Raw genomic sequence first — 22,322 nt, forward strand, 5'->3', positions numbered from 1 at the left:
ATGATTTCCCCCTTATTTCAGATTTGCTTTTGTTCTGGCTTCCTTCCATGTATAATTCGGTGTCATAAATTGAGGATTTAATATTATTTTTGTTCCCGCCTGTTCAATGATATCCAGAGCCTGAATCTCTTCCGGCAGGAGGCCGATCATGGGCATTATGTAAGCAGATCCCTCCCTCACGCTCTGAGGGCCGATATTCAGCTGAGACGACAGGCGGTATCCCCGTTCAATAAGCGCTGCCACCGTCGTGGGATATTTGAAAATCACCAGATAATTTTTCTGGGATGCGTCAGCCTCCGGCAGCTTTTTCAGCGCCTTTTCCGTGTCGAAGCAATATACCTTTATCGATTCCGGCAGTGTGGTTTTATAAAGCTGTTTCATAAAAGGATCTGCAGCAATTTTGTCATCTACTACAATAATTCCGTGGATCGTTGTTTCCTTTGTCAGCTTTGTTGTAGTCTGTCCGTGAATGACACGTTCATCGACTCTGTAATGAATAATCATAAGTAACCCCCTTATATAATTTCTGCTATTCCAGCGTTGAATGGTTTCCGTACATTACCTGAATATCCAGATTCATCTTTTCCTTAATCAATTTCACAATATAGTCCGATACGAGCAGAGTACTTTGTTCAAAACGGTTTCCCATAGGCTGTACGGAGCACCGCTCCGGGTCAGGATCTCCCCGGAACTGAGGCGCCGTCAGCGTCAGGATCTGATCAGCCTTTCTCGCCACGGTGCCCTGGGGATTGGCAGTGATCACCAGCGTACTGGCCCCCACCTCTTTGGCAACGTCCACAAAGTAGCTGCTGGTCATGGTCTCCGCCTTTCCTGAAGCTACAATCAGCAGATCTCCCTTCTGGATACTCGGCGTCGTTGCGTCTCCGGCTACATGGCATTCATATCCCATATGCATAAGCCTCATGGCGAAGCCTTTCATCATAAGTCCCGCCCGGCCTGCTCCTGCAAAAAACAGACGTTTTGCCTTCATAATCTGCTCCACCGCCTGATCCACCTGGCGGTTATCCATCCCGTGAAGCGTTCTGGACAGTTCGTCGATCATCTGCTGCCTGTATATCTTTCCGTCCATCTCCTCTCTCCACCTCCTTTTCAATCGTTACATTTTCCATGCCTGAGATTTCTCTGCACAGCCTATTGCTGTACGGCGCTCATCCTCTCTCTGATCCCTTTGGCCGCCTCTACCGGATTTTCCGCCATTCTGATTCCGTTTCCTACTACCAGAATATCCGGTTTATACAGGAGAATCTGATCCATAAATTCATCATTCTTCAATCCTCCTGCCACGGAAATCTTTGCATGCCGTACCGTTTCCCTGGCTGTTTTCAGTGCTTCCAGGGGGCTTTCCCCGTGGGCCTGGCTGTCTACCCCCACATGGACGCCGATGACGTGAGCGCCCAGCTCGTCCGCCTGTCTGATTTTTTCTGTCAGATTCTCTGCGTGGATCATATCCACCACGGCCTGTTTCCCCAGTTTTTCCGCCTCTTCAATTCCCGCCCTGATCGTTGCGCTGTCGCTGATACCCAGAATGGTAATCATATCCGCTCCACCGCTCAGGCAGGCCCGGGAGGAACGCCTTCCCCCATCGCACAGCTTGATATCATCCAGCACAAGCAGCTCCGGATGCCTCTCCTTTACCTTCTGCACCGCTTTCATTCCATACATCAGGCTGAGAGGCGTTCCTACCTCCACGATATCAGCATACGGTGCGATCTGATCCAGATACGCCAGGGCTTCCTCTAAATCCAAAATATCCAGTGTGATCTGAAGTTTCATCATAAATCCTCTTCCTCCCCGACCTCATCCTCTTGTGATGCGGATGTCATAGACGCTCTGCTTATCATCCTGCATGTAGACGTACTCGTCTCCATCAGGTTCACCGCCATCTCCTCTGCCGTCTCCACATCTCCCAATGTAGTCGCCAGCTCTAAGATCATCCCCAAATTGATTCCTGTCACAATCCAGGCATCATAGCTCTTCAGGAGAGAAGCTGCCGTATTATAAGGGGTTCCCCCGTAAATATCAGCCAGAAACAGCAGTTCTTTTTCGTCCTGCCCAAGCACCCTGCGGACCTTTGCTTCAAATCCAGCCGGATTATCTTCCTGCAGAAGCGGTACGCTGTCCACCCCTGTTATCTCACCGGCGATCATCTCTGCCGATCTGATCAGCTCCTCTCCAAACCTCCCATGGGTTACAACGACTGCATGTACCATGTTCCTTTCCTCCTTATCTCTCATCCAGCTGTCCAGCGCTGAAAAAAACGTGTTCCATATGATCTTTAATCGCCTGCACCATCACCTGTTTTCCGGCTCCGTATATGGCTCTCGGATCGATGTCATAGGGGTTGTCCCTCAGATATTCCCGGATTCCGACGGTCGTTGCGATCTTATTGATGCCTACATTACATTTCACGACTCCCAGCTTCATCGCTTCTTTCAGCTCATTTACCGTAAAAACACCGCAGCGTGTTATTTTTCCCCCTGCCGCTTCCATCCTTCTGTCCAGTTCATCTGTTCCTGTGGAAATAGAATGAAGAACGAGAGGCATATCCGGCAGGGCTTCATGAATCTGTCTGAGTAGTTTCAGATTTAAACAGGGCTTTTTATCATCTGGGAATCCTCTTCCGTAAAGCGCATGGCTGTTGCCCACGCATATGGATAAACTGTCACACCGTGTCTCCTTTACAAACCGGACTGCATCCGGCACGGCAGTCATCCATATCTCCTCCCATTCTCCTCTCACTGCAATTTCTCCCTCGACAGAAGCCCCTTTCTCATGGGCGTAAGCAGCTGCATCCCTAGTTTTCTCTATTGCAAGTTCCGTCGGTTCATCGGTGCAGTCCAGCATCACCGATGTAAATCCGGCGTCGACAGCCTCCCTGCAAAGCGTTGTACTGTCCCCATGATCCAGATGGAGAACGACGGGAATCCTGTATTTTTCAGCGGCCAGCCTGGTAATATGAAAAATGGTTTCTGCTCCCGCATACCGCACGCCTCTGCAGGAAGACTGAACAAGCACCGGGGAACGCTTTGCTGCGGCCGCTTCCACAATTCCTTGGATCATTTCCATATTATAGGCCTGAAAGCCTCCAATCGCGTAAGGCTTCGTAAATGCGTTTCGATAGAAGTTTTTGCTGTTTACAACTGCCATTTTTTATATCCTTCCGCTGTCCTTAAAGATTTCCCTGTGTTTATAGCTGATATATGTAATAATTTCATTTTTCGCGTAGCTCAGATATTTTCTCGGGTCCATATTTTTAGGATTTCTTATCATATATTCCCTGATTGCAGTCGTATAGAGGATTTTAACATCCAGGGCGGAATTGATTTTACAAACGCCATAGGGAAAGCTGCTCTGCAGTTCTTCTACACCGAAATTTTTTGGCTGTTTCATACACGCGCCGTATTTGTTAGCCCTTTCCACAAACTCTTCCGGAAAGATGGAGGTGGCATGAAGGACAAGCGGCACATCCGGGAGAGCTTCATGAATCCTCCGTATTTTGTCCACGTCCAGAGTCTTGGGATAATCCGGGTCCATATCGTGTGCATTACCGCAGCATATGGACAGGGAATCACAGCCTGTCTGTTCTACATATCTGACGGCTTCTTCCACATCGGTCTCATACAGTCTGGGACTGTCTACAGGATGACAGACCTCCCCTTCGACTACAGCTCCTCTCGCATGGGCATATTCAGTCACCTCTTTCGTTTTCTCCACATTTTCCTCAAACGAATCATTAATACAGTCCAGCATCACCGATGTAAATCCATTGTCGATGCACTGCTTGCATCGCTCCACGGTGTCTCCGTGATCCAGGTGAAGAATCAGATCAACTCCGTGCTTTTCCATAACGGCTTCCGCCATGCGGTGAAGAAATTCCACCCCCGCATAATCGATTACCCTGCATGATGCCTGAATCATGATCGGAGCTTTCTCCGCAATAGCCGCTTCCGCCGCAGCCTGCATAATCTCCATGTCATAACCGATAAATCCTCCCACAGCCCAGTGTTCGTTCAGGCACCGCTTGTAAATTTCCTTTGAAGTCACAATGCTCATTCTCTAACTCCTTTCGCTTCAATCATAACCCGTCAGCTCTGCAGATTCCAAACTGTTTCAGAACTTTTAGTCATTTTAGTCATGATTTTTATATATTTTATTGACTTATTATTAATATAGCACATTGTTTTCCTGTTGTAAATCATTTTATTCATATTTTATCTTTTTGTTTTTGAATATTTATTCTTTTGATATCATTGTAAAAATCATCCAGATATGATATTTTATTATTATCATTCAAAATACTTTTTACGGGGGAAACTATGTTTTTTGCTAAATTAAAATCTCTTTACCCAACCTTGACCTATTCGGAAACAAAGATTGCCGACTATATTCTCGCCAACAAAGACGAGACCTTCGATATGACTTCCCAGGAACTGGCGGCGCTTTTAGGCATCAGCCAGTCTACTGCCATCCGTTTTTCCCAGAAAATGGGTTATAAAAGTTTTAAAAATATGATTTTGGACCTCTCACGCTCCGGCGAGAAAAACGATATTCAGGAAATACAGCTGAAGGATTCAACGGCGGCAACCGATGAAAAAATCAAAAATCATTTTTCCACCCTGATCGACGTCACTTATGACACCAATCCTCCGGCATTGATCGATCAGGCTGTGGATGCCATTTATAATGCATCGATGGTCTTCTGCTTCGGCTATCTGGCTACCAGCGCCATGGCCGTCCACATGAACTGGACCCTGGCGGAGCTTGGCATAATGAGTATTTTTGAGGAAAATCCATTTGCCCTGACAGCACGTTTCAATTCCTGCCCCAAAGACAGCCTTCTCATCGTATTCTCCAAATCCGGCGAGACGCAGGCGACCGTAAGTGTGGCAAAAGCCGCCAGAGAAGCCGGAATCCGTACCCTCGGCATCACCAACATGGCCAGGAATCCTCTTCAATCCTATCTGGATATATGGCTGAAAACCATGTACTCTCCGGCCAAGACGCGTTTCTTATCCTATACGGAATTAAGCGCCCATCTTTATCTCATCGACGTTTTAATTTTAAATCTGTACAAAAAAGATTTTTCCAAATTCAAGCACGCAGTCACCCAGTATCAGGAAATCGCAAAGCCAAAATAACAGATCAGCCCGCCAAATGACGGGCTGATAAAAGAGGATGAGGATATGAAAAGAAACCGCTCATATATTATTTTATCATTAATCATAGCTGCATTCGTTTTAACAGGCTGTCGTTCCCATAACAGAATCGCACCAAATGCATCCGAAAAACAGACTGAATCTTCATCCGACGAGTCCGCATCCCCTTTCGCTTCTGCAGAGTCTTTGCCTTCCTCAGGCGCCTCTGCAGAAGCGCAGGACGCAAAAGCGCTGGACACGGAAGCGCTGCCGGACGAAGAGCTGTCAAAAACATTACACATTTACGATATCCTCGTTCCGGGTATACCTGCCCTGAGTAACGTTCCGTTTATGCAGGCCGATATTGAAGCGATACAGGCAGATGGTGCAAAGCTGGAGAAGAAAGAATCGACGAAGCGGGCCGACGGGGGCGAATACAGCAACGGATATTTTATCTACTGGAAGGATAACGGAGTTGTATACGTAACCCACTCTTCCGGATCATCTGTCGTTTCTTTGATATTGGAAAAGGACGAGTTCGGTTTAAACTGCGGATTAAAAACAGGCATGGCAGAATCGGATGTCCGTCAGCTCCCCCTTTCATTTAAGCCGTTCCAAAAAGAGGAGATGTTTGACGGTATGAATTCCATTGCTTTCCAGAGCAGTTTCCTCAAGAATGCCGACAGTCCCTTCTACACAGAAACTTCGATTCCTCGTTTGTGTATGTCGGCGCCGTCCCGGAAGGAGAGATGCTGGAATATGGAATCGGCACGTCAAGCTGTATCAGCATCGTAGCCCTGGTAAAGGACGGATACATCACTCATATTATTTTAGATATGCCGACTGCCGGTTAGACAGCAGCCGTAAAGGGCTGTTAATTTGCCTATGGAACAAAAAAACTGTGCCACTGATAACGGATTCGGCGGCCTGACTGCCGCCCGGAACGGAATCTGATATCAGTGACACAGCTAATTTGACTTTTACAACGCCTTTACAGGTCCATTTTTCTCGTTTTTCCCTCTCTTCGCCTCCACATAATCCCGTATCGTTATACGCACCTCATCGTTCTCCATGGTGCTTAACTGAGCCACATGAGGCAGTTCCAGATAGGCCTCCCTTATTTTTTCACTCTGAGCAAATACCTCCTGTGCCGTGCCGTCAAGATAAACCTCACCGTGGCGCAGAACAATTACCCGCTCAAAATAATCAGCCACAAAATCCATATCGTGTATAATCGTGATTACCAGCTTTCCCTGGTCCCGCAAACGGTTGATAATCTCTCCTATGCGGCGTTTTCCCCAGCTGTCCTGAGCGATTGTAGGCTCATCCAGAATAATAATTTCATTTTCCATAGCCAATACGGATGCAATGGATATCAGTTTACGTTCCGACAGACCAAGATCATAAGGGCTTTCCTCCAGCTTATCTACCATTCCCACAATTTCCAATGCCTTTACGGCGTTTTCCCTGGCTTTTTCTTTATCTTTGAAAATATTGATGGGACCGAACATCACTTCGTCTATAATTTTATTCTTAAATATCTGGTCGTCAGGGTTCTGGAACACCATCCCTACCTGTTTCGACAGCTCTGCCACAGTAACACTGGAGACATCCGTACCATTTATCAGAATCTTCCCGCTCACGGGTTTGAGAAGGCCCTTCAGCAATTTCACAAAGGTGGTCTTCCCCGCTCCGTTCTGTCCCACAATCGCAGTTTTTCGATCGTCGATTTCCAGATTGAGTTTTTTTAGAATCGGGATATCCTTGGTATAAGAAAAGCTCAAATCACGGACTGTAATTCTATTCATATTCCTTCCGCCCCCTAACCAGCCGGCAGGTATCCTCCAATGTGACCGGATACAGCCCGTCTGTTTTTTTCAGACAAAGCTCCCTGCATATCTTGGTAAATACCGGATAATCCATCTGATAGCTCTCTAGTTTCCCGTTCGAAAATACCTTTTCCGGAACATCAAAATCAACCATACATCCTTTATGCATCAAAAGAATTTTATCGCAGTATCTTGCCAGCTTTTCAATCTTGTGCTCAACAACCAGTATCGTCATTCCCTCTTCGCTAAGGGTCTGAATCGCCCGGAATACTTCTTCCGATCCCTGTGGATCCAGCTGGGAAGTAGGTTCGTCAAAAACGATAATCTCCGGACGCATGGCAATGATGCTGGCTATTGCCATTCTCTGCATCTGCCCTCCCGAGAGCTGAAAGGGATTTCTCTTCCGATAGTCCGCTATATCAAGCAGCTCCATCGCGTGCTCCACCCTTTCAAGAATCTCCTTACGGGGAAGGCCGATGTTCTCCGGTCCAAATGCGATCTCTTCAAACACAGTCAGTTTCGATCCTGTGATCTGAGTAAAAGGATTTTGGAATACAATACCGATTTTAGACACCAGCTCGCCGGACTCAGCCTTTGCGGCTTCTATACCATCGATCAAAACACGGCCGCCGTATCTTCCTTTATAAAAATTAGGAACCAGACCTACAAGCGCCTGACAGAGCGTAGATTTTCCAGCTCCGTTCGTGCCCACGATCCCTATAATCTCACCGGCTTCTACCTGAAACGATATGTCGTCTAGTACCAGGTTCTCCGTCATCGGATACATGTACTTCAGATGTTCTACGCTTATCTTAACCATAAGAAAATCCTCCATGCCAGCGCAGCAATTACCAGAATGCAACAGCAGCTTCTGATAAGCCTGTCATAACTTCCATCCTCTGTTTCATTGATAAACGTCTTTGGCGTCCTGGAATTAAATCCTCTGACTTCAAGGGCAACCGCCCGTTCCTTGGTCTGAAGCAGGGAATTCATGACCACTGGCCCGATCAACGGAATAAACGCTTTCAATCTGGTTATCAGATTTCCCTCCATCTCAAGTCCCCGGGACCGCTGCGCATCCGTAATCGTTCCTGTAGATGTAATCATTTCAGGAATAATCTGCAAAACCGAACTGAACACATAGCCGATTTTAGGACTCATCCCCTTCTTTACAAGGGATTCTACCAGATCAGACGGCCTGGTTGTCAGTACAAGGATGGAAAACGCACAGATAATATTTATCAGGTTCAGGCAGATTGAAAGCGCGTGGAGAAATCCCTCCAGATAATAATGGACTCCCATAATTGTAAATAAAACAGTCTCATTGGACGGGTTAAATAATCCCTGAACCAGCAGAATAGACGCCATCAGTATCATGCTGACGCTGATAAGCGGCAGCATGCGCCGAAAAACTCTTCCCTTACACAGTAGGATCAGATTAATCAATATAACGCCCATCGTCGCATACAGATTTGATATAAATAACGGGACGAGCACAGCCGCCATTATATAATAAAGCTTATTGATCGGATGCGTCCGGTGAAGCGCCGATTCCTTATCAACGTATAAACTCGCCATCTTCATCTCACATTCCTCCTTGCAGCTACAGGCAGTCTCTTACGGAGCAGCCCGCCTGATTATCCGGAAATCTGTCCGGTTGTTAAAAACTCTCCGTCTCATCTTTCATCGTATAAAGACTGGTAAGCCGTTTAGGAAGATTTTTGTATATGGCAAATGAAAGAACCGAAACTAAAATCTTATCCGGTATATCCACCACCGCCTCATCCACCATGGAAGCTATTATAATAGGTACATCGTTTGCCATCAGATATGTAAAAACGGCGTCTCCCCAGACATTGCCCGTCTGCCCGCTCCAGAAAACAACATTGAGAGGGGTAGAAATGACAACCGCTACCAAACCGATCAGCAGCCCTGTAATCAGCGCTCCCTTATAGCTTTTAAACAGTCCCTTATAAGCGGTAATTCCAGCTGTCAGGCCAATGCCCAGGCCGGTCAGAGCATAGACCAGGGAAACAGGGCTGGCTGTCAGACCGTATATAATATTTTTCAGAGCTCCGCAGATTCCGCCGATGACCGGCCCGCAAAGAGCGCCAGCGATAATGGTTCCGATATTGTCCAGGAACAGCGGAAGCTCAGCGCTTCAGCAAAGAATTTACCAATATAGTTAATGCCCACTGCCGCCGGTATCAATACTAATGATGCCGTGCTGAAATTCAAAGACCACATACCCTTTTTATTACCCATTTCGTATCCTCCTTCTCTTATCTCTATATCCCTTTCTCGCTTCCAATTCGGCAATTGTTTCCAACGCCGCCAGAATTTCATTTTCTTCCCCCATGGCCGCCAGTCTGGCATCATTTACATAATCATGAATCCCTTCTTTTACGTCTCCTTCCCATTCCACTACAATATTCAGGATTGATGCCGCCCTGAGCCCCCTAAGGCCTGCCACAACGAACAGCGCCGCCGTCTCCAAATCCTCTCCCAGGATTCCCCTGCTGTGCCAGTAGTCGGTCCGTTCCTTCGCCGTATCGGCATAATAGCTGTCATGGCTGCGTGTAATTCCGCTATGGTATCGAAATCCTCTTTTTCTGCATACCTGCTGAATGATGCCCGTTATCTCCAGGTCCGGTACGGCCGGAAATCCTATGTCCACATATGTGGAGGTAGTACCGTCGTCTCTCACCGATCCGGTGCTGATTATCAGATCTCCAGTCATCATATTACTTTGAAGCGCTCCACAGCTGCCGATCCGCAGAATCGTCCGAACCCCTATCGCTTTCATCTCCTCGATTGCAATAGCTGCAGACGGCCCACCGATCCCTGTGGACAACGCGATAACAGGAACGCCTTTATATTGCCCGCGTATCGAATAGTATTCCCGGTTAAAGGCAAGTTCCCGTACATTCTCCAGATATTCAGCAATTCTTTCAACACGCTTTGGATCCCCAGGTATGACCGCATATTCCGCTGCATCTTCTGTAGAAATTAAAATATGCGGCTGTTTCTCCACTCCTCCCATAATTCACACCTCCGTTGCCTAGCCGTTGCCTTGTCTGTTTTCAAACTGATATCTGATCCCATGGTATAGAGAAATGGCAGATTCCGCAATCAACGCGACCACGGTCAGATACACAAGCACGTTGACAGACGTCTCGCAAGCCTGTATCTCTCCTGTTATCCCTGCTGGAGCCAATACATACAAAGCCAGCCCTCCAACCAGAGACTGATTGAACACATCCGGTTTCGTTAAAAAGAACATATAGCAAATCACAGAGACACTGTTGACTAAAACATTGAAAATTGACAATTTTATTGTCCAACATCCCACTGCCAACTTTACCAGTTCTCTTATGATTCCAACAAAAAGCAGCGACACAATGACCGGCGCGACCGTCTCCATTCCTTTTGGCGAAAAGATCGGAATGGAAATTGGATTTGTTATCCAGATTACCTCTGATATCTGTATGGTGGAATTTCCCAATACAATCACGCTGATGATAGCAATACTGACAGCCACCGAGCATATCACTCTGGAAACTGATATCGTCTGGTTTCGTTTTGGAATCTTCGGCAATGCCGCCGGATCCCATGCAGCCTTGCGTTCTCTCCTGTAATGATAGCCTTCCATAAGGGCAAACACCAGCGTAACCAGCAAGAAACTCAGGCATACAGCCCGCAGAAGCAATGCCGCGAATTGGAGTAATATCTCCTCCAGGGGAGCGCCTGGATGGAGAAGATATGCGACTGTCTCTATCAAACTGATTCCGAATACAGAGGCTGCCAGAAAGATACGCAGCGCCAATACATAGGTATCATATATCTGGGGTCCGATTAGATATTTTTGTTCTTCCCGATACTGGCCGGCCAGGTAAACCGGATCACCCAGTTCTTTCAATAGCTCCATAATCTGCTCCTGGCTGATTTCACCATGACAGCGCTCCTGTATCATATCTTCTATTAAAGTCCGCAGTTCCTGCTCGATGTCCGCGCGCTGTGACACCGGCAGGCGTCGGGATACCGCATATATGTACCGCTCAATCAGCTCCATTCTGATTCTCACCCCCATTTATCAACCGCTCTACACCTTTTGACATCCTAAACCACTCTTCACACAGAATGTCATATACTTCCTTCCCACCTTCACTGAGCTTGTAGTATCTGCGTGGCCTGCCCTCTCCTACTTCCCATACGCTTTCCAGCAATCCCTGCTTTTCCAGCCTGCGAAGCAGCGGGTAAATCGTGCCGATATCGATCTGAACGCCATTTTCATTCAAACACTGTATCAGTGAATACCCATACTGCGGTATAGAAAGCTGACTCAAAACACTAAGGATCAATGTCCCGCGCCGAAGCTCCAATGTCAGATTTGATACAATCTCATCTCTCTTATCCATCATGTCACCACCATTTCTCACATTATATAATGTGTCACACAGTATTGTCAATACGTATTGTATAATACTGTATATTTTTACATATTATGTTGTATTATTTTTGTATAGTTTTACTATTTCGGTATGCTTTACTCTACTGGATTATATCCAGTGAATATACACCACCGCTTTAAGTCCATTTTACCACAGACGCCTTATGTTGAGAAGCGGGTAACCAGATGGGTCCGGAATATCTGGGATGTTCTGACATGCTGGATGTAAAGAAAGCAGGTGATATCACGGTCCATTCCCCATACCCTTATGAATCCCATCTGGATGATTCCCTATATAAGCCGCCGCTCTCTGCTACCGACTGCAGCGGATGCATGCAGGACTGCACCGGCATATGGGGGTCCCTATATGACCCGGTCAATGCCCCAGGAACCCCACTCCTGTGCGCAAACAGGCTGGTCCAGGAGGTCACAGTATGAGCGACTTCTATACATATGGCAATGTATTCTTTCTCCTCCTGTTTTCTTCCGTGACAAACATTTGGAAACGGATAATCCCCTTCTGGGTGTGTGTTGGCTCCTGCATAGCGGCGCTCAACCTTCAGCTCCGGTGCGGCCTGGGCTGGCAGCATGTGGCCATGTCGGTCCTCTCAGGCCTCTTGCTGGCGGCCATATTCCTCGTCAATGCCCTCTTCTTTGAAGGTGGTGGCGGGGACTGTATCCTTGCATTCTCAATGGGCGTATACCTCGGCGCCAGGGCCGGGCTGGCCATCATACTGATATCCTGCCTGCTACTCCTGGTTTACTGCCTCATGATCAGAAAACGGGAATCCTGCCCCCTCGCACCGTTCCTCCTGGCTGGGACCTTATTCTATTTGATTTTAGGAGAAATACTATGAAACAGAACCCACAGATGATTACAGGCAGCTGGGATGACATCACCCTGGTCTGCGGCAACACACATGATGAACCGGTCAATATGGTCCTTCAAGAGGGGCCGTCCTCCCTTTTCTATGCCTGCCCAAAGTACCACAGGGAGAACCGCTCCGAGGGAGAGCGCGGCTGCAACAACCGCCTGAGCATTGACGATTTCCTCAAGGCCTTGGCGCCCCTCCATGAGAAAATCATTGAGGCAGAGCTACAGGACGAACGGCTACAGCTCACAAACTATGAGTGGAAGGACCGCAAGAGCACCCTGTACAAGGTGCTGAAACACGAAGGAAACCAGCTGACCATCAGCGTCTATAACAAAAAGGCGGTCAACACCTATCCTTAATATAAAGTGAAAGGCTCTGGAGCATGTATTCCAGGGCCTTTTACTCAATATATTTATCACCAGACAAATTAAATCTTATCTATCAACAGTAAAAAGTACATATCTATTTTCTTCTGCTGCCTTTTTCCAAAAATCCAAACTATCTTGAAGATATGTCCACGTATATTCAAAATCTTCTTCATCTGTCTGTAAACCATAGTCTTCTTTATCAATCATATAATAACATTTGCGGCATTCTTCCTTCGTTCTGTACGGAAGTACTTTAGCTATTTCTTTTACCTCTTCTGGTGTTTTCAAAATTATATATTCGTCATCTTCTGCCCTTGGGCAGGTAACTTTGCCAGAGGATTTGCGTACAAGTCCATAAAGAAATTCACCGCCAAAAATCACATTACATAAAGGCGGGTACTTATTTTCAAAGTTAAGATTTCCGTCTGTCAACATTCGATGCATAGCATCCCAAGACTTATCTAATTCACAAGTATATTCCGGATACTCTTCAAAAAATGTTTCTTCAATTTCTTCATGGAGATAGTCAGAACGTTCTTGCCTTTTTACCGCTTTTAATTTATCCACCTCTTGTTCATTTAAAGCAAATAAAACAGCCAAACAACCCATAAAATTATCCTCCTTAGATTATCTACTTCTATTTGAAAAACTGAAAGTTACCAATCACATGAAATCATCTATCACTTCCTTTAAATCCACATTAGCTGTTCCCCAATTTATTGCTATGAACTCTGCCTTGTTATCCGGAAGCAACTCAACCACTAGCTCTAAGAGTCTTCGATAATTCCAATCAGCCGAATAATCAAAACTACATTTAACTATGTTCAGCAGATGACCGCTTAACCAATCTTTTGGAATTTCAGCTATTTTATTTCGTCCTAACTTTATACTGGCTTCATTCTGGCTATAGCAAGCCCATTCCAGCAGAATGGTTAATATCTTTTGGGATACTTCTATATCGAATTGTGCAAGGTTGCAGATATTTTCAATATTAAAATCGCATTTTTAAGCAATTCCTTTTTTAAAAAATCATTTCTCCAATCCAGTTGTTCTTTTCCCATATATCAATATGCGATATCTTTATAGCCGATTCGCTCAATCTCCTCATTCAGAAAGCCAACGCCAATTCCGTTATCATCATAGTCTTCACCGCCCCATGTCCTCGAAAAAAGCAAATAGATATACCGTCCTTTATCCCTATCCATTACAGAATCCCCAGGGACGACAATGGTCTCTAACGTGACTGCCTGCAGGAGTGCCTCTTTCGTTTCAATTTCCGGCCACCATTCTGCGAGCTCCTTCTCGTCATCAGGCCCCCAGGCAAAGCGTTCTTCCTCATTGTAGTAAACAATCAGCGATTCAATCAGTTTCGATTGCAGCTCCGACCATTTTTCTATAAAATATTGAAATGCCTCACGCTGCTTTTCTGTAATCCCGCCTTCCCCGTTGTCTGGCTCTATCTCCAAGTCTATGGCGTATAAGGTTCCACCAAAATCAAGAGCTTTCTTCCCTCGCCACACACTGTAGTAATCATCACCATCTTTGGTTAATTCGCCGAATACCAAATCCATCATGGCCTCATCCCCTTTCACAATCCACATTGATTAAATTATATCGCTTCCCCAACGCCTTCCAGGACGGACATCAGGCTTGCATATGAGGCTTCACTTGCCGCCCCATAAAGCATCTGCAGTTCCCTATCCCCATGCAGTTCCCGATCTCCACAGTCCATAACGGCCACCATATTGTCCGGCTCATTGCTATAGAGAGTAATACGCATGCCGCAAAGCCAGTTTGTCATTTCAAAAGGAAGCTTCGTGAGCTTAGACTGAATCAGCCCCAGCTCCTCCTCTGTCAGCCAGTAGAATTCTTCCGGATTATATTCAAAGGTAAAGACACCCTCATAAGCCAGCGTGGCAGACAAAAACTCGCTGGTTGTGGGCGTGCAAAGGGCCCAGTTTTTATCATCCTCCGTATATCCCTCCAATGTATCCACTGCGTAAAGCGGCTTGAACATTTCCCAAAAAGCTGATATCATAATATCCTCCTCATTTTCTATCCATTGTCAGCTCCTGTACGCCGAAATAGGAGCCCCTTCTTCCCCTCGGTTATGGGCTGGATATCATATATGGAATCCTCATAGTGCGCCCCAAGCTCCTCCACGATGGCAAAAGGCCAGGCGTTCGGGAATCCTCCCTGTGCCAGTTCCACAAGGCCGGCTGAGTCATCCTCAATTTCCAGGCCCGTCTGTATAGCCCTGACAGGCGGGAATTGCCATATCCTTTTGGAGAATCCTAGAAGTTCCTCAATTCTTTCTTCCTTAAAACTGACCGGATATCCTTTCGCCAGGACATCTGATTCCGGTATGATGATTTCATGGGTAAACTCCCCGTCCTCCGGATAATCGTTCATCCAGAATCCCCTCACCTCTGAATAGCTGCCGAATTGATACACCGCCTGCTTATAATCATGTGAATGGTGCTCTGTGAATCCGAGGTTAAAATCCTCTTCCAGCTTCCGTTGGTTCCATTCGATGGTTTCTTCCAGTGAATCTTTCTCAAATCCCCAATAGCCGAATAGGAATTTCATTCCCGCTTCATCAAGCATGGTATAGAAATCCTTCACAAATGTGGGATAAAGCTCATCCCTTCTGAACTGGACCGATAGATTGAAATACGCCGGCATACCGCTGCCCCCTTCCGTTCTTTTATAGGATAAATTATATCATATGGCGGGTTTGTGCGGCAACTGGAAGGTGGGCGGAAAAACCGTTGTGGAATCCAGATGTACATGCTATACTTTTATAAGCTGATCGTGCCGTATAAACAATCGGAAGATACAGAGGAGTGTTGGCTTGCATATAGAAAAAAGTGGTAAAGTGAAACTTCCTCACCAATATAGAAATTGGGAGGTTGAAATTTGTGGAGATTCAGACGATACTGGTGGATTTTATCTCATAATATTTCATGATAAAGAACAATTACTTTATTGGGACACAACAGAAGCTGGAATATTACAGCAAATTATAAATGATGATTTTGAAATAGAATGGTTTGCATGATTTTCGCTCTTGCCGAAGTACCAGGCCAATCTTAGTCTTGTAAATTAAAATTTGTGAGGTGAAGCTGTTTGATTGAAATAAAAGGAATTCGTAAAAATGATTATAAAAAGGCACAAAAATTTGCAATTCAAGGAATGCATTTAGATTGGTATATGGATAGCAAAGCAGTTTTGGCTTTGTACGCAAAATATTTTTGGTATATGGAATTGAATCGTGCAACAAAAGTTTATGGTGCTTATGTTGATGATATTTTTGTGGGTGTTTTGATGGCTGAAATGAAGAACGAACCGAAATGCTATCACAGCTTATCAAAAGCGGTTTATGTGAAGATATTCGATTGGCTTCAACATCTCATCGCAGGAAAAGGCGTTGGCGAATATGACGAAGCAAATCATGATATGTATAATTCCTTCTGCCAAAAGAATAATCCAGATGGAGAAATTATTTTTCTTGCTGCCGACCCCGACTGCAAAGTTAAAGGTGTTGGAACAGCATTGTTGTCTGCATTTGAAGAAGATGAAAAAGAGAAGCTTGTTTATCTATATACAGATAATGCTTGTACTTATCAATTCTATGAGCATAGAGGCTTTGAACAGTCAGAGGAACGACAAGTTGTGCTTGATTTGGATAAAAAGCAAGTTCCTTTAACCTGTCTGCTTTATACAAAGAAAATTGCCGGAAAGTAATAAGTGAATAAATTCCAATTTATCTAAGGAGTTAAAATACCGGAAACAATAAAAGAGCCTTGGAGGAACCCTGCCCCCAAAGCTCTTTTACTTTATCCAATCCTGCCGATTTCAGAGCCGATCAGCGTCTCATAACGCAGCGTCTTCCCATTGGGCCCATCCTTGCGTTTGGTCTGGACCGAGGCCACGATACACACGTATTCATCCGGGGCAAGCTGCGCCGCCCGTTCGCCGATAACGCCAAAGCAGGTCACCTTCGGGAAATTCGCCTTACCATTGTCCACCGTCTTAAGTGTCAGGATGGTCCCAATCGGGGACTGGTTCCTGGAAGGGATTCTGTATATGTTGACCACTTTCCCAAGGATACACACCTCATTACAGCTTTCCAGCTTACGGGTCCCGATATTCTTGATCCCAGTAAGGCGTTCCAGGTTCGTGGGTGCTTGCGCAGCTCATGGCCAACGATGTTCTGGTAATACTGTACCTGGCCATTTACAGTCCTACGTGTGGTCTGGACCATACCTTCGATACATACCGATAATTCCCTTGAGTAACATTGATAGCCTTCTCAATAGCATCCGCCACTTCACCATAAAATACGACATTGGGATAATCCACCAGCTCCGTCCCGCTCCGGCCGGCAGCCACCGTAAGGGAAATTACATCGTTCTTGGGACGGAATTTATGGACCACGCTGCCGATGAGCTTCATTGTATTGATGGTCTTCTCTTCAGTCTCTTTTACTACGATAACATCCTGATTATTCATCATGATAGGGTCCTCCTTATATTTGAGTGAGGTATTGCACTGTAACAGTATGTCAGAATCCTATCCGCAAACAGGAAAAGCCCTGGCTCACGCCAGGGCTTCCACGAAAATCAGAAGCTTATGATTTGTACTTCCCCGCTCACAGCCGTGCCATTGCGGCCCTTTCAAGGCTCTCATTGGCGCTGGCCAGGAACACATGGTCGTAATCGTCCAGGTCCTTCTGTATGAGCCCGAACAGCAGCTGGCAGGATTCATCGTCCAGGCCATCCAGGTTATCCAGCATGAGGATACGGAACTGGTTCAGGGCATTGAACATGCTCACATGCTCATCAGCACATAGGCTGAGCGGAGCTGTTCCCCTTTGCTGAGGGACTTGTAGCTTATCATCCCGCCCCCGGACTTATCCGCGAACAACACCTGGAACCCGTCGCTGGTATCCGTCACCATGTCATACCCAGGGAGTAGATCCCCCATCTTCCCGTTGCAGTAATCCTGCAGCGGCCGGATATGGTATTCCAGGACCTTCTGGCGCACGCCGCCCTTTGGGGACAGCTGCTCCAGGTAGAGCAGCTTTGCCTGATAATCCTTTTCCTGCTTCGCAATGGCTTCCCTCTTCCTTTCGAGGTCATCCACTTCCTTATCAAGGGCTCCCTTCTTCATCTGTCTCTGGGAAACAATCTTCTGTTTTTCCTTGACACCAGCCTCCAGTTCTGACCGGATGCCGGTCTTGTCCGTGGAGCACACCAGCTTGCTGCTGATGGGGCATACGGGTTTCGCCAAGGCATCCAGAACCCTCCTCATGAAAGTAATGTCCTTCTCTGCAATCCCGATGCTTGATTCCACTTCACGGAGCACATCCCTCTTGTCCTTGATTTCCTTCCTGATAGCCTCCTGCCCTGCTTTGGGCGGCGCCTTAACGGTCTTATACGCTTCAAGTGCCTGCTCAAGCGTCTCCATTGTCTTTGTATGCTTGTCATAAGACGCCTTCAGCTTTGTATAGGAAGCGGATTCAGCCGACAGCTTGCCAATCTGCTGTGCGATCTCCTGCTGCTCCTTGTTGATTTCAGCCACAGAACGTAGGTATGTTCCCGGCGTATTTCACGGCCGCCTCTGCCTCCGCAAGGCCTCTCTTCCGTTCCGCCCTTGACGCAAAACACATGTCGTAGGCTTCTTGGATGTCCCCAAGCGTAATCCGCTCCGGGGCTTCCGGCAGGAGCATCCTCAGCTCCTTTTCCGCTTCCTCCTACAAGGAACTGAGGGACAATAATTTCTCAATGTCCATGTCGTTCTTTAAAAGGCCCTCATTCAGCAGATACCCTGCCAAGTCCGCGCCCATCATCTCCTTTTTCCCTGAAGGAGGATTTCTTAGATAAGTATGCGGGGGAAATCCCGGAGCAGGACTTCTACTCTGCTTTTGCCGATAAGGTCAAGGAGATTGAGGATGAGGCAAGGGACGAGGACAAGGAAGTGGATGCCAATGTGATTGAGCGCCTGTCCGATGCCTTCAGTGACATCCAGGACGCGGCCATCTCCTGCATGACCTACCAGGCGGAACACCTGATGGACCTGGTGGACGCCATCTGCGAGGGTGACTGAGACTCCGTGGGCAACATGCTTATGGACAGCTACTTTGATAAAATCGAAGCCCAGCTCTCCCCTATTGAACGTGTGGCGGATTACCTGAACGATAAATTCGATCCGGAATGGCAGGCGGATTCAGAAGCAATCAAGGAATCCATCAAAGGCCATGGGCAATCAGGATGATTCCTACAGCTACATCGCCAATAGTGCCCAGAAATAAAACAACAGGCTGCTCTCCTATCTTTAAGAAGGCAGCCTGTGCTTTTTTCTTCATCACCCTTTTCCCACTGACACGGCCCCTATCCTGCGGCAGATAAAAACGCGAAAGGCAACATGGACGAGATTCCAGTAATATGGTAAAATGGGGTTAATATAGGAATTGGTTTTGGTTATTCAAAACAAATTATATTTCGTGTTGGAAGTATACCAGTACAAATCGGAAGTTGAAATGGAGGTAAAATCATGAATAATGAAGTCCAAGCTATTATTGAAAAAATTAAAGAAGTAAGAGATACATTTCGATAATAGAGATGAGGCAATAGAATTTCTAGTTGATGAAACTAAATTATCAAAAAAGGCATGTTCTACTGCTTACGATATTATTATGAAAATTGAAGATTAACTTAGAATTTATAGAGGAGAACTTGTATGGCTAGAAAAGAAGCGACAACAAAAGAAGATTTGATGACTGTCATAGACCTATTGGAAAATGCAGGAATTACTTATTGGATTGACGGTGGTTGGGGCGTTGATATATTGGCAGGAAAACAAACAAGAGTTCATCGGGATATTGATGTAAATTTTGATTCTAAACATACAGAGAAATTGTTAAATCTGCTTTTTGAGTTTGGATATGAAGTAGATACTGATTGGAAACCTGTAAGAATAGAGTTATATAGCGAAAAACACGGTTATTTAGATATACACCCATTTGTCTTGAATAAGGACGGAACTGCGAAACAAGCGAATTTAGAGGGCGGTTGGTATGAGTTTGAAAAAGACCTTTTTGGTAACGCTGTTTTTGAAGGAAAGACTATTCCATGTATATCTGTAAAGGGGCAAAAAATCTTTCATTCAGGTTATGATTTAAGAGATAAGGATAAGCACGATATTTTAATCCTTGAAAATGTATCAGAATAATTTGTAGTATTGCAAATTTCAGTTTGTAGGGGAGCTGAACGAAGCGACAAATCGGAATTGATGGAGGTAAAAACAATATGAAACATAAAGTTAAAATAACTGTCATTGATAAAAAACTTTATACTGAATTGCAACAACAATATTGCCATGACCCCAATTCGGGTATCTGTCCTTGCTATAATGTCGGAGATGAATTTGTATTTTATCGTGATGATGAAAGAGATGATTTCTGGCATATGGGTTTGAATACGTTAATTAAGACCAGTGGTAATGCAGATACAGTTGCAGGCGGACCTAAAATGCCATTTTGTTCCGAAGCATGGGACGCTATTTCACGTTATATTTATACCGGACTTCAAGGCGGCTCTATCATGAAAGGTTGGATGAGAGAAGAAAACACCATGATTACCTGCTGCTCGGACGGAACAAGGCCTGTAATTTTCAAAATTGAGCGAATTGACTACGAATAAAAATCTGGGACTTTCAGTTTATGCAACCGGAACACAGACCATTAGGAGGAAAAATGATTTTATACAGACCTGTTGGCTCAAAAGAATTGGAGCTGATAAAGAAAAGCAATTATCGCAGATTCCACCGAGATTAGCGGAACAGCCTATTTTTTATCCAGTCCTGAACGAACAGTACGCAACGGAGATTGCTTCCAGCTGGAATGTAAAATATAATGAGGACCACAGAGGTTATGTCACAAAGTTTGAGGTAGACGACCAATATTGCGGACAGTTTGAAGTCCATCAGGTCGGGGGCCCGCACCATAAGGAGTTATGGGTCCCAGCCGAAAAACTGGATGAATTTAATGAGCATATCATTGGTGTAATACATATCATCAGTGAATTTTCAGATATATAATACCGTATCTTATAAGTTCCAGCCGGAATTATGACAACTAAGGAAAGGGAAACTATTATGGCAGAGACATTAAGCAATGTAACACCGTGGCCTGAGAAAATCATGAAAACTTACCAATGGCTGGATGAATACTTACAAAAGCAGCCTTCTACAGAAAAAGAATTTCAGCCTGCATGGCAAGCGTACAAGTATCTGCTGTGTAGCAAGATGTACGCCTACATCGGCATTGACGACAGAAACAGACGTCCTATTATTACCTTGAAACTGGAACCTGCCTTCAGTGATATGCTGCGTAGCAAGTATGAGGATATCGTGCCAGGCTACTATATGAATAAGATACATTGGAGCACAGTATATCTTGATGGTGACGTGCCGCAAGATGTAGTTACAGATATTGTGTATGCTTCCTATAAATTGGTACGTTCGTCGTTAAGTAAAAAGGCGCAACAAGGAATACCGGAAAAGTAAAAACCGCTTCTCCGATATTAGATACAAATGACAATTTTCAGTTTTATCTGAGCCTTGAACAGCATGTAAACAGAACTCATCTTTTTAAAGGAGCGCTTATGTTATACCTATTGGTCTTGACTGACCCTGAATTATCTTATGGTAATTATTCAGAGGATTTTTACATTGGCCTGTTTGAAACCGAACAACAGGCTGAGGATACTGCCCAGCATTATCTTAAATATATAAAAGGCTTCTGCGATTTTCCCTGTACATACCGTATTGTGAAGAAAGACGTTATTAGCGAGTTCAACAGTAGGATATCTGATTACTTATGGACGGTACAGGGATGGAATACAAATGAAGACCTAGATGAGATAGACATCATCGAAAGCCCATGCTTCCTCACAGAAGAACAGGCAGACGCAGAGCTTCCGGTCATGAAGAAGAAATACCAACGGGCAGAATGGACTGTAACCAGATGGAAATTAGGCGCTTTGAAATGGCATGAAGGTTTTGTCAGAATGGTCGATGGCGAGCCTGTGAACTAAGAAGTCATTCCTTACATTCCATAAGCATTGATTGGCAGGATGCATAGGCATCAAACCGCCTGCTAAAAGAAACTGAAATAAAACAACAGGCTGCCCTCCAACCATCCAGAGGGCAGCCTGTTGTTTTTCTTCATACCCCGCCCTGCTGCAGGTAAAAAGTATGGAAAATAGAAAAATAGCGATAGTTATTTAGTTTTCTGTTTACTGTGAAGTTACCCGAGGACAAATTGGGCATTGAGGAGGGAAAGATGAAAAGAAAATCTTTTATCTGTACAATCATAAGCATATTCGTAATGGAGTATGTGAAAGTTTTTCTGTAACTAAGGTTTTATAAGGTCTTCTATGGTAAAATAAAAATCATAGGAGGCCTTTTATTATGGCAAGAGAAAAGAAACCCGTACACAAAGTACAAATGACAGATGGGAAAAGGAACATTATCCAGCAGCTCCTTCAGGAGTATGACATCCAGTCCGCAGAGGATATTCAGGATGCTCTCAAGGATCTGCTTGGCGGCACAATCAAAGAAATGATGGAAGCAGAGAT

36 protein-coding genes and 1 pseudogene are annotated in these 22,322 nt (G+C 45.4%); 15 read left to right on the plus strand and 22 right to left on the minus strand.

Annotated elements, in window-relative coordinates:
* Positions 1–12: 12 nt before the first annotated feature.
* The 6 genes from DXA13_RS01810 to DXA13_RS01835 form a co-directional block, all read right to left on the minus strand.
* On the minus strand, positions 13–504 hold the full coding sequence (locus tag DXA13_RS01810) for a PTS sugar transporter subunit IIB (RefSeq protein ID WP_118241476.1): 492 nt from the start codon (positions 502–504) through the stop codon (positions 13–15).
* Positions 505–529: 25 nt separating this feature from the next.
* Complete coding sequence (gene hxlB / locus DXA13_RS01815) at positions 530–1,090, minus strand: 6-phospho-3-hexuloisomerase (protein WP_118241478.1); 561 nt, start codon at positions 1,088–1,090, stop codon at positions 530–532.
* 62 nt (positions 1,091–1,152) lie between these two features.
* Complete coding sequence (gene hxlA, locus DXA13_RS01820) at positions 1,153–1,797, minus strand: 3-hexulose-6-phosphate synthase (protein ID WP_118241480.1); 645 nt, start codon at positions 1,795–1,797, stop codon at positions 1,153–1,155.
* The gene (locus tag DXA13_RS01825; protein ID WP_181995493.1) at positions 1,794–2,231 is read right to left on the minus strand and encodes a hypothetical protein; all 438 of its coding nucleotides are present in this window, start codon (positions 2,229–2,231) and stop codon (positions 1,794–1,796) included. The genes hxlA and DXA13_RS01825 overlap by 4 nt, the downstream gene beginning before the upstream one ends.
* Before the next feature lie 13 nt (positions 2,232–2,244).
* A complete protein-coding gene (locus DXA13_RS01830) occupies positions 2,245–3,168 on the minus strand; it encodes a class II fructose-bisphosphate aldolase (protein WP_118241484.1) in 924 nt (307 codons plus the stop codon).
* 3 nt (positions 3,169–3,171) lie between these two features.
* On the minus strand, positions 3,172–4,074 hold the full coding sequence (locus DXA13_RS01835) for a class II fructose-bisphosphate aldolase (RefSeq protein ID WP_118241486.1): 903 nt from the start codon (positions 4,072–4,074) through the stop codon (positions 3,172–3,174).
* Positions 4,075–4,337: 263 nt separating this feature from the next.
* Here DXA13_RS01835 and DXA13_RS01840 point away from each other — a divergent pair, with 263 nt between their 5' ends.
* Both DXA13_RS01840 and DXA13_RS01845 read left to right on the plus strand, forming a co-directional pair.
* Complete coding sequence (locus DXA13_RS01840) at positions 4,338–5,159, plus strand: MurR/RpiR family transcriptional regulator (RefSeq protein ID WP_118241488.1); 822 nt, start codon at positions 4,338–4,340, stop codon at positions 5,157–5,159.
* A gap of 45 nt (positions 5,160–5,204) precedes the next feature.
* Positions 5,205–5,951 (plus strand): hypothetical protein, encoded by a 747-nt coding sequence (locus tag DXA13_RS01845; protein ID WP_118241490.1) that lies wholly within the window; start codon positions 5,205–5,207, stop codon positions 5,949–5,951.
* A 185-nt stretch (positions 5,952–6,136) separates the two neighbouring features.
* Here the strand turns inward: DXA13_RS01845 and DXA13_RS01850 are convergent, their stop codons facing one another.
* The 8 genes from DXA13_RS01850 to DXA13_RS01880 form a co-directional block, all read right to left on the minus strand.
* On the minus strand, positions 6,137–6,964 hold the full coding sequence (locus DXA13_RS01850) for an ATP-binding cassette domain-containing protein (protein WP_118241492.1): 828 nt from the start codon (positions 6,962–6,964) through the stop codon (positions 6,137–6,139).
* On the minus strand, positions 6,957–7,805 hold the full coding sequence (locus tag DXA13_RS01855) for an ABC transporter ATP-binding protein (RefSeq protein ID WP_118241494.1): 849 nt from the start codon (positions 7,803–7,805) through the stop codon (positions 6,957–6,959). The genes DXA13_RS01850 and DXA13_RS01855 overlap by 8 nt, the downstream gene beginning before the upstream one ends.
* Complete coding sequence (locus tag DXA13_RS01860; RefSeq protein WP_118241496.1) at positions 7,793–8,569, minus strand: energy-coupling factor transporter transmembrane component T; 777 nt, start codon at positions 8,567–8,569, stop codon at positions 7,793–7,795. Before DXA13_RS01860 ends, DXA13_RS01855 begins: the two co-directional genes overlap by 13 nt.
* Before the next feature lie 76 nt (positions 8,570–8,645).
* Positions 8,646–9,131, minus strand: coding sequence for an ECF transporter S component (locus DXA13_RS01865; protein WP_347559651.1), 486 nt, complete (start codon positions 9,129–9,131; stop codon positions 8,646–8,648).
* A complete protein-coding gene (locus tag DXA13_RS22665) occupies positions 9,053–9,250 on the minus strand; it encodes a hypothetical protein (RefSeq protein ID WP_347559646.1) in 198 nt (65 codons plus the stop codon). Before DXA13_RS22665 ends, DXA13_RS01865 begins: the two co-directional genes overlap by 79 nt.
* Positions 9,243–10,028 (minus strand): nucleoside phosphorylase, encoded by a 786-nt coding sequence (locus DXA13_RS01870; RefSeq protein ID WP_118241498.1) that lies wholly within the window; start codon positions 10,026–10,028, stop codon positions 9,243–9,245. Before DXA13_RS01870 ends, DXA13_RS22665 begins: the two co-directional genes overlap by 8 nt.
* Positions 10,029–10,046: 18 nt before the next feature.
* Complete coding sequence (locus DXA13_RS01875) at positions 10,047–11,075, minus strand: hypothetical protein (protein ID WP_181995494.1); 1,029 nt, start codon at positions 11,073–11,075, stop codon at positions 10,047–10,049.
* Complete coding sequence (locus tag DXA13_RS01880) at positions 11,044–11,403, minus strand: PadR family transcriptional regulator (RefSeq protein WP_118241502.1); 360 nt, start codon at positions 11,401–11,403, stop codon at positions 11,044–11,046. The genes DXA13_RS01875 and DXA13_RS01880 overlap by 32 nt, the downstream gene beginning before the upstream one ends.
* Before the next feature lie 218 nt (positions 11,404–11,621).
* Here DXA13_RS01880 and DXA13_RS20850 point away from each other — a divergent pair, with 218 nt between their 5' ends.
* Genes DXA13_RS20850 through DXA13_RS01895 form a run of 3 tightly spaced genes read left to right on the plus strand, consistent with a single transcriptional unit; the run spans position 11,622 to position 12,669 of the window.
* A complete protein-coding gene (locus DXA13_RS20850) occupies positions 11,622–11,873 on the plus strand; it encodes a hypothetical protein (protein ID WP_118241504.1) in 252 nt (83 codons plus the stop codon).
* A complete protein-coding gene (locus DXA13_RS01890; protein WP_118241506.1) occupies positions 11,870–12,292 on the plus strand; it encodes a prepilin peptidase in 423 nt (140 codons plus the stop codon). The genes DXA13_RS20850 and DXA13_RS01890 overlap by 4 nt, the downstream gene beginning before the upstream one ends.
* The gene (locus tag DXA13_RS01895; protein WP_118241508.1) at positions 12,289–12,669 is read left to right on the plus strand and encodes a hypothetical protein; all 381 of its coding nucleotides are present in this window, start codon (positions 12,289–12,291) and stop codon (positions 12,667–12,669) included. Before DXA13_RS01890 ends, DXA13_RS01895 begins: the two co-directional genes overlap by 4 nt.
* Positions 12,670–12,744: 75 nt before the next feature.
* On the opposite strand, the gene DXA13_RS01900 is transcribed toward DXA13_RS01895, so the two are convergent.
* The 4 genes from DXA13_RS01900 to DXA13_RS01915 all read right to left on the minus strand — a co-directional run bounded on the left by DXA13_RS01900 (position 12,745) and on the right by DXA13_RS01915 (position 15,363).
* Positions 12,745–13,287, minus strand: a complete 543-nt coding sequence (locus tag DXA13_RS01900) for a DUF1877 family protein (protein WP_118241510.1) — start codon at positions 13,285–13,287, stop codon at positions 12,745–12,747.
* 455 nt (positions 13,288–13,742) lie between these two features.
* Complete coding sequence (locus tag DXA13_RS01905) at positions 13,743–14,252, minus strand: hypothetical protein (RefSeq protein ID WP_147347979.1); 510 nt, start codon at positions 14,250–14,252, stop codon at positions 13,743–13,745.
* Between the two features lie 35 nt (positions 14,253–14,287).
* Positions 14,288–14,716 carry a hypothetical protein gene (locus DXA13_RS01910; protein ID WP_118241514.1) on the minus strand — a complete coding sequence of 143 codons (429 nt, stop codon included), beginning with the start codon at positions 14,714–14,716 and terminating at the stop codon, positions 14,288–14,290.
* Between the two features lie 17 nt (positions 14,717–14,733).
* Complete coding sequence (locus DXA13_RS01915; RefSeq protein ID WP_118241517.1) at positions 14,734–15,363, minus strand: hypothetical protein; 630 nt, start codon at positions 15,361–15,363, stop codon at positions 14,734–14,736.
* Positions 15,364–15,532: 169 nt separating this feature from the next.
* Between DXA13_RS01915 and DXA13_RS01920 the strand changes: the two genes are divergently transcribed.
* Positions 15,533–15,739 (plus strand): hypothetical protein, encoded by a 207-nt coding sequence (locus DXA13_RS01920; RefSeq protein WP_118241519.1) that lies wholly within the window; start codon positions 15,533–15,535, stop codon positions 15,737–15,739.
* 68 nt (positions 15,740–15,807) lie between these two features.
* Positions 15,808–16,425 carry a GNAT family N-acetyltransferase gene (locus DXA13_RS01925; RefSeq protein ID WP_118241521.1) on the plus strand — a complete coding sequence of 206 codons (618 nt, stop codon included), beginning with the start codon at positions 15,808–15,810 and terminating at the stop codon, positions 16,423–16,425.
* 92 nt (positions 16,426–16,517) lie between these two features.
* Here DXA13_RS01925 and DXA13_RS01930 read toward each other — a convergent pair whose 3' ends face one another.
* The 4 genes from DXA13_RS01930 to DXA13_RS01940 all read right to left on the minus strand — a co-directional run bounded on the left by DXA13_RS01930 (position 16,518) and on the right by DXA13_RS01940 (position 18,264).
* Positions 16,518–16,778, minus strand: a complete 261-nt coding sequence (locus DXA13_RS01930; protein ID WP_147347980.1) for a hypothetical protein — start codon at positions 16,776–16,778, stop codon at positions 16,518–16,520.
* 139 nt (positions 16,779–16,917) lie between these two features.
* A complete protein-coding gene (locus DXA13_RS01935; RefSeq protein ID WP_118241525.1) occupies positions 16,918–17,196 on the minus strand; it encodes a hypothetical protein in 279 nt (92 codons plus the stop codon).
* Between the two features lie 136 nt (positions 17,197–17,332).
* A complete protein-coding gene (locus tag DXA13_RS20710; protein ID WP_147347981.1) occupies positions 17,333–17,515 on the minus strand; it encodes a hypothetical protein in 183 nt (60 codons plus the stop codon).
* Positions 17,512–18,264, minus strand: coding sequence for a hypothetical protein (locus DXA13_RS01940; RefSeq protein WP_118241527.1), 753 nt, complete (start codon positions 18,262–18,264; stop codon positions 17,512–17,514). The genes DXA13_RS20710 and DXA13_RS01940 overlap by 4 nt, the downstream gene beginning before the upstream one ends.
* 396 nt (positions 18,265–18,660) lie before the next feature.
* Here DXA13_RS01940 and DXA13_RS22275 point away from each other — a divergent pair, with 396 nt between their 5' ends.
* The 8 genes and pseudogenes from DXA13_RS22275 to DXA13_RS01970 all read left to right on the plus strand — a co-directional run.
* Positions 18,661–18,789: a hypothetical protein gene (locus tag DXA13_RS22275; protein WP_278287014.1), complete on the plus strand. Its 129-nt coding sequence runs from the start codon at positions 18,661–18,663 to the stop codon at positions 18,787–18,789.
* 6 nt (positions 18,790–18,795) lie between these two features.
* Entirely contained in the window at positions 18,796–18,957 is a 162-nt protein-coding gene (locus tag DXA13_RS20855) for a hypothetical protein (RefSeq protein ID WP_181995495.1), read from the plus strand.
* A 465-nt stretch (positions 18,958–19,422) separates the two neighbouring features.
* Entirely contained in the window at positions 19,423–19,914 is a 492-nt protein-coding gene (locus DXA13_RS01945) for an aminoglycoside adenylyltransferase (RefSeq protein WP_118241528.1), read from the plus strand.
* Between the two features lie 77 nt (positions 19,915–19,991).
* Positions 19,992–20,384 carry a TIGR04076 family protein gene (locus tag DXA13_RS01950; RefSeq protein ID WP_118241529.1) on the plus strand — a complete coding sequence of 131 codons (393 nt, stop codon included), beginning with the start codon at positions 19,992–19,994 and terminating at the stop codon, positions 20,382–20,384.
* On the plus strand, positions 20,371–20,781 hold the full coding sequence (locus DXA13_RS01955) for a hypothetical protein (RefSeq protein ID WP_243008920.1): 411 nt from the start codon (positions 20,371–20,373) through the stop codon (positions 20,779–20,781). Before DXA13_RS01950 ends, DXA13_RS01955 begins: the two co-directional genes overlap by 14 nt.
* Before the next feature lie 57 nt (positions 20,782–20,838).
* The gene (locus tag DXA13_RS01960; protein ID WP_118241531.1) at positions 20,839–21,249 is read left to right on the plus strand and encodes an MmcQ/YjbR family DNA-binding protein; all 411 of its coding nucleotides are present in this window, start codon (positions 20,839–20,841) and stop codon (positions 21,247–21,249) included.
* 98 nt (positions 21,250–21,347) lie between these two features.
* Positions 21,348–21,779, plus strand: coding sequence for a hypothetical protein (locus DXA13_RS01965; RefSeq protein ID WP_118241534.1), 432 nt, complete (start codon positions 21,348–21,350; stop codon positions 21,777–21,779).
* 376 nt (positions 21,780–22,155) lie between these two features.
* Positions 22,156–22,322 (plus strand): annotated as a pseudogene (locus tag DXA13_RS01970) (IS256 family transposase); the annotation flags it as partial.

The organism is Clostridium sp. AM58-1XD, from assembly GCF_003464085.1.
Taxonomy (GTDB): domain Bacteria; phylum Bacillota; class Clostridia; order Lachnospirales; family Lachnospiraceae; genus Lachnoclostridium_A.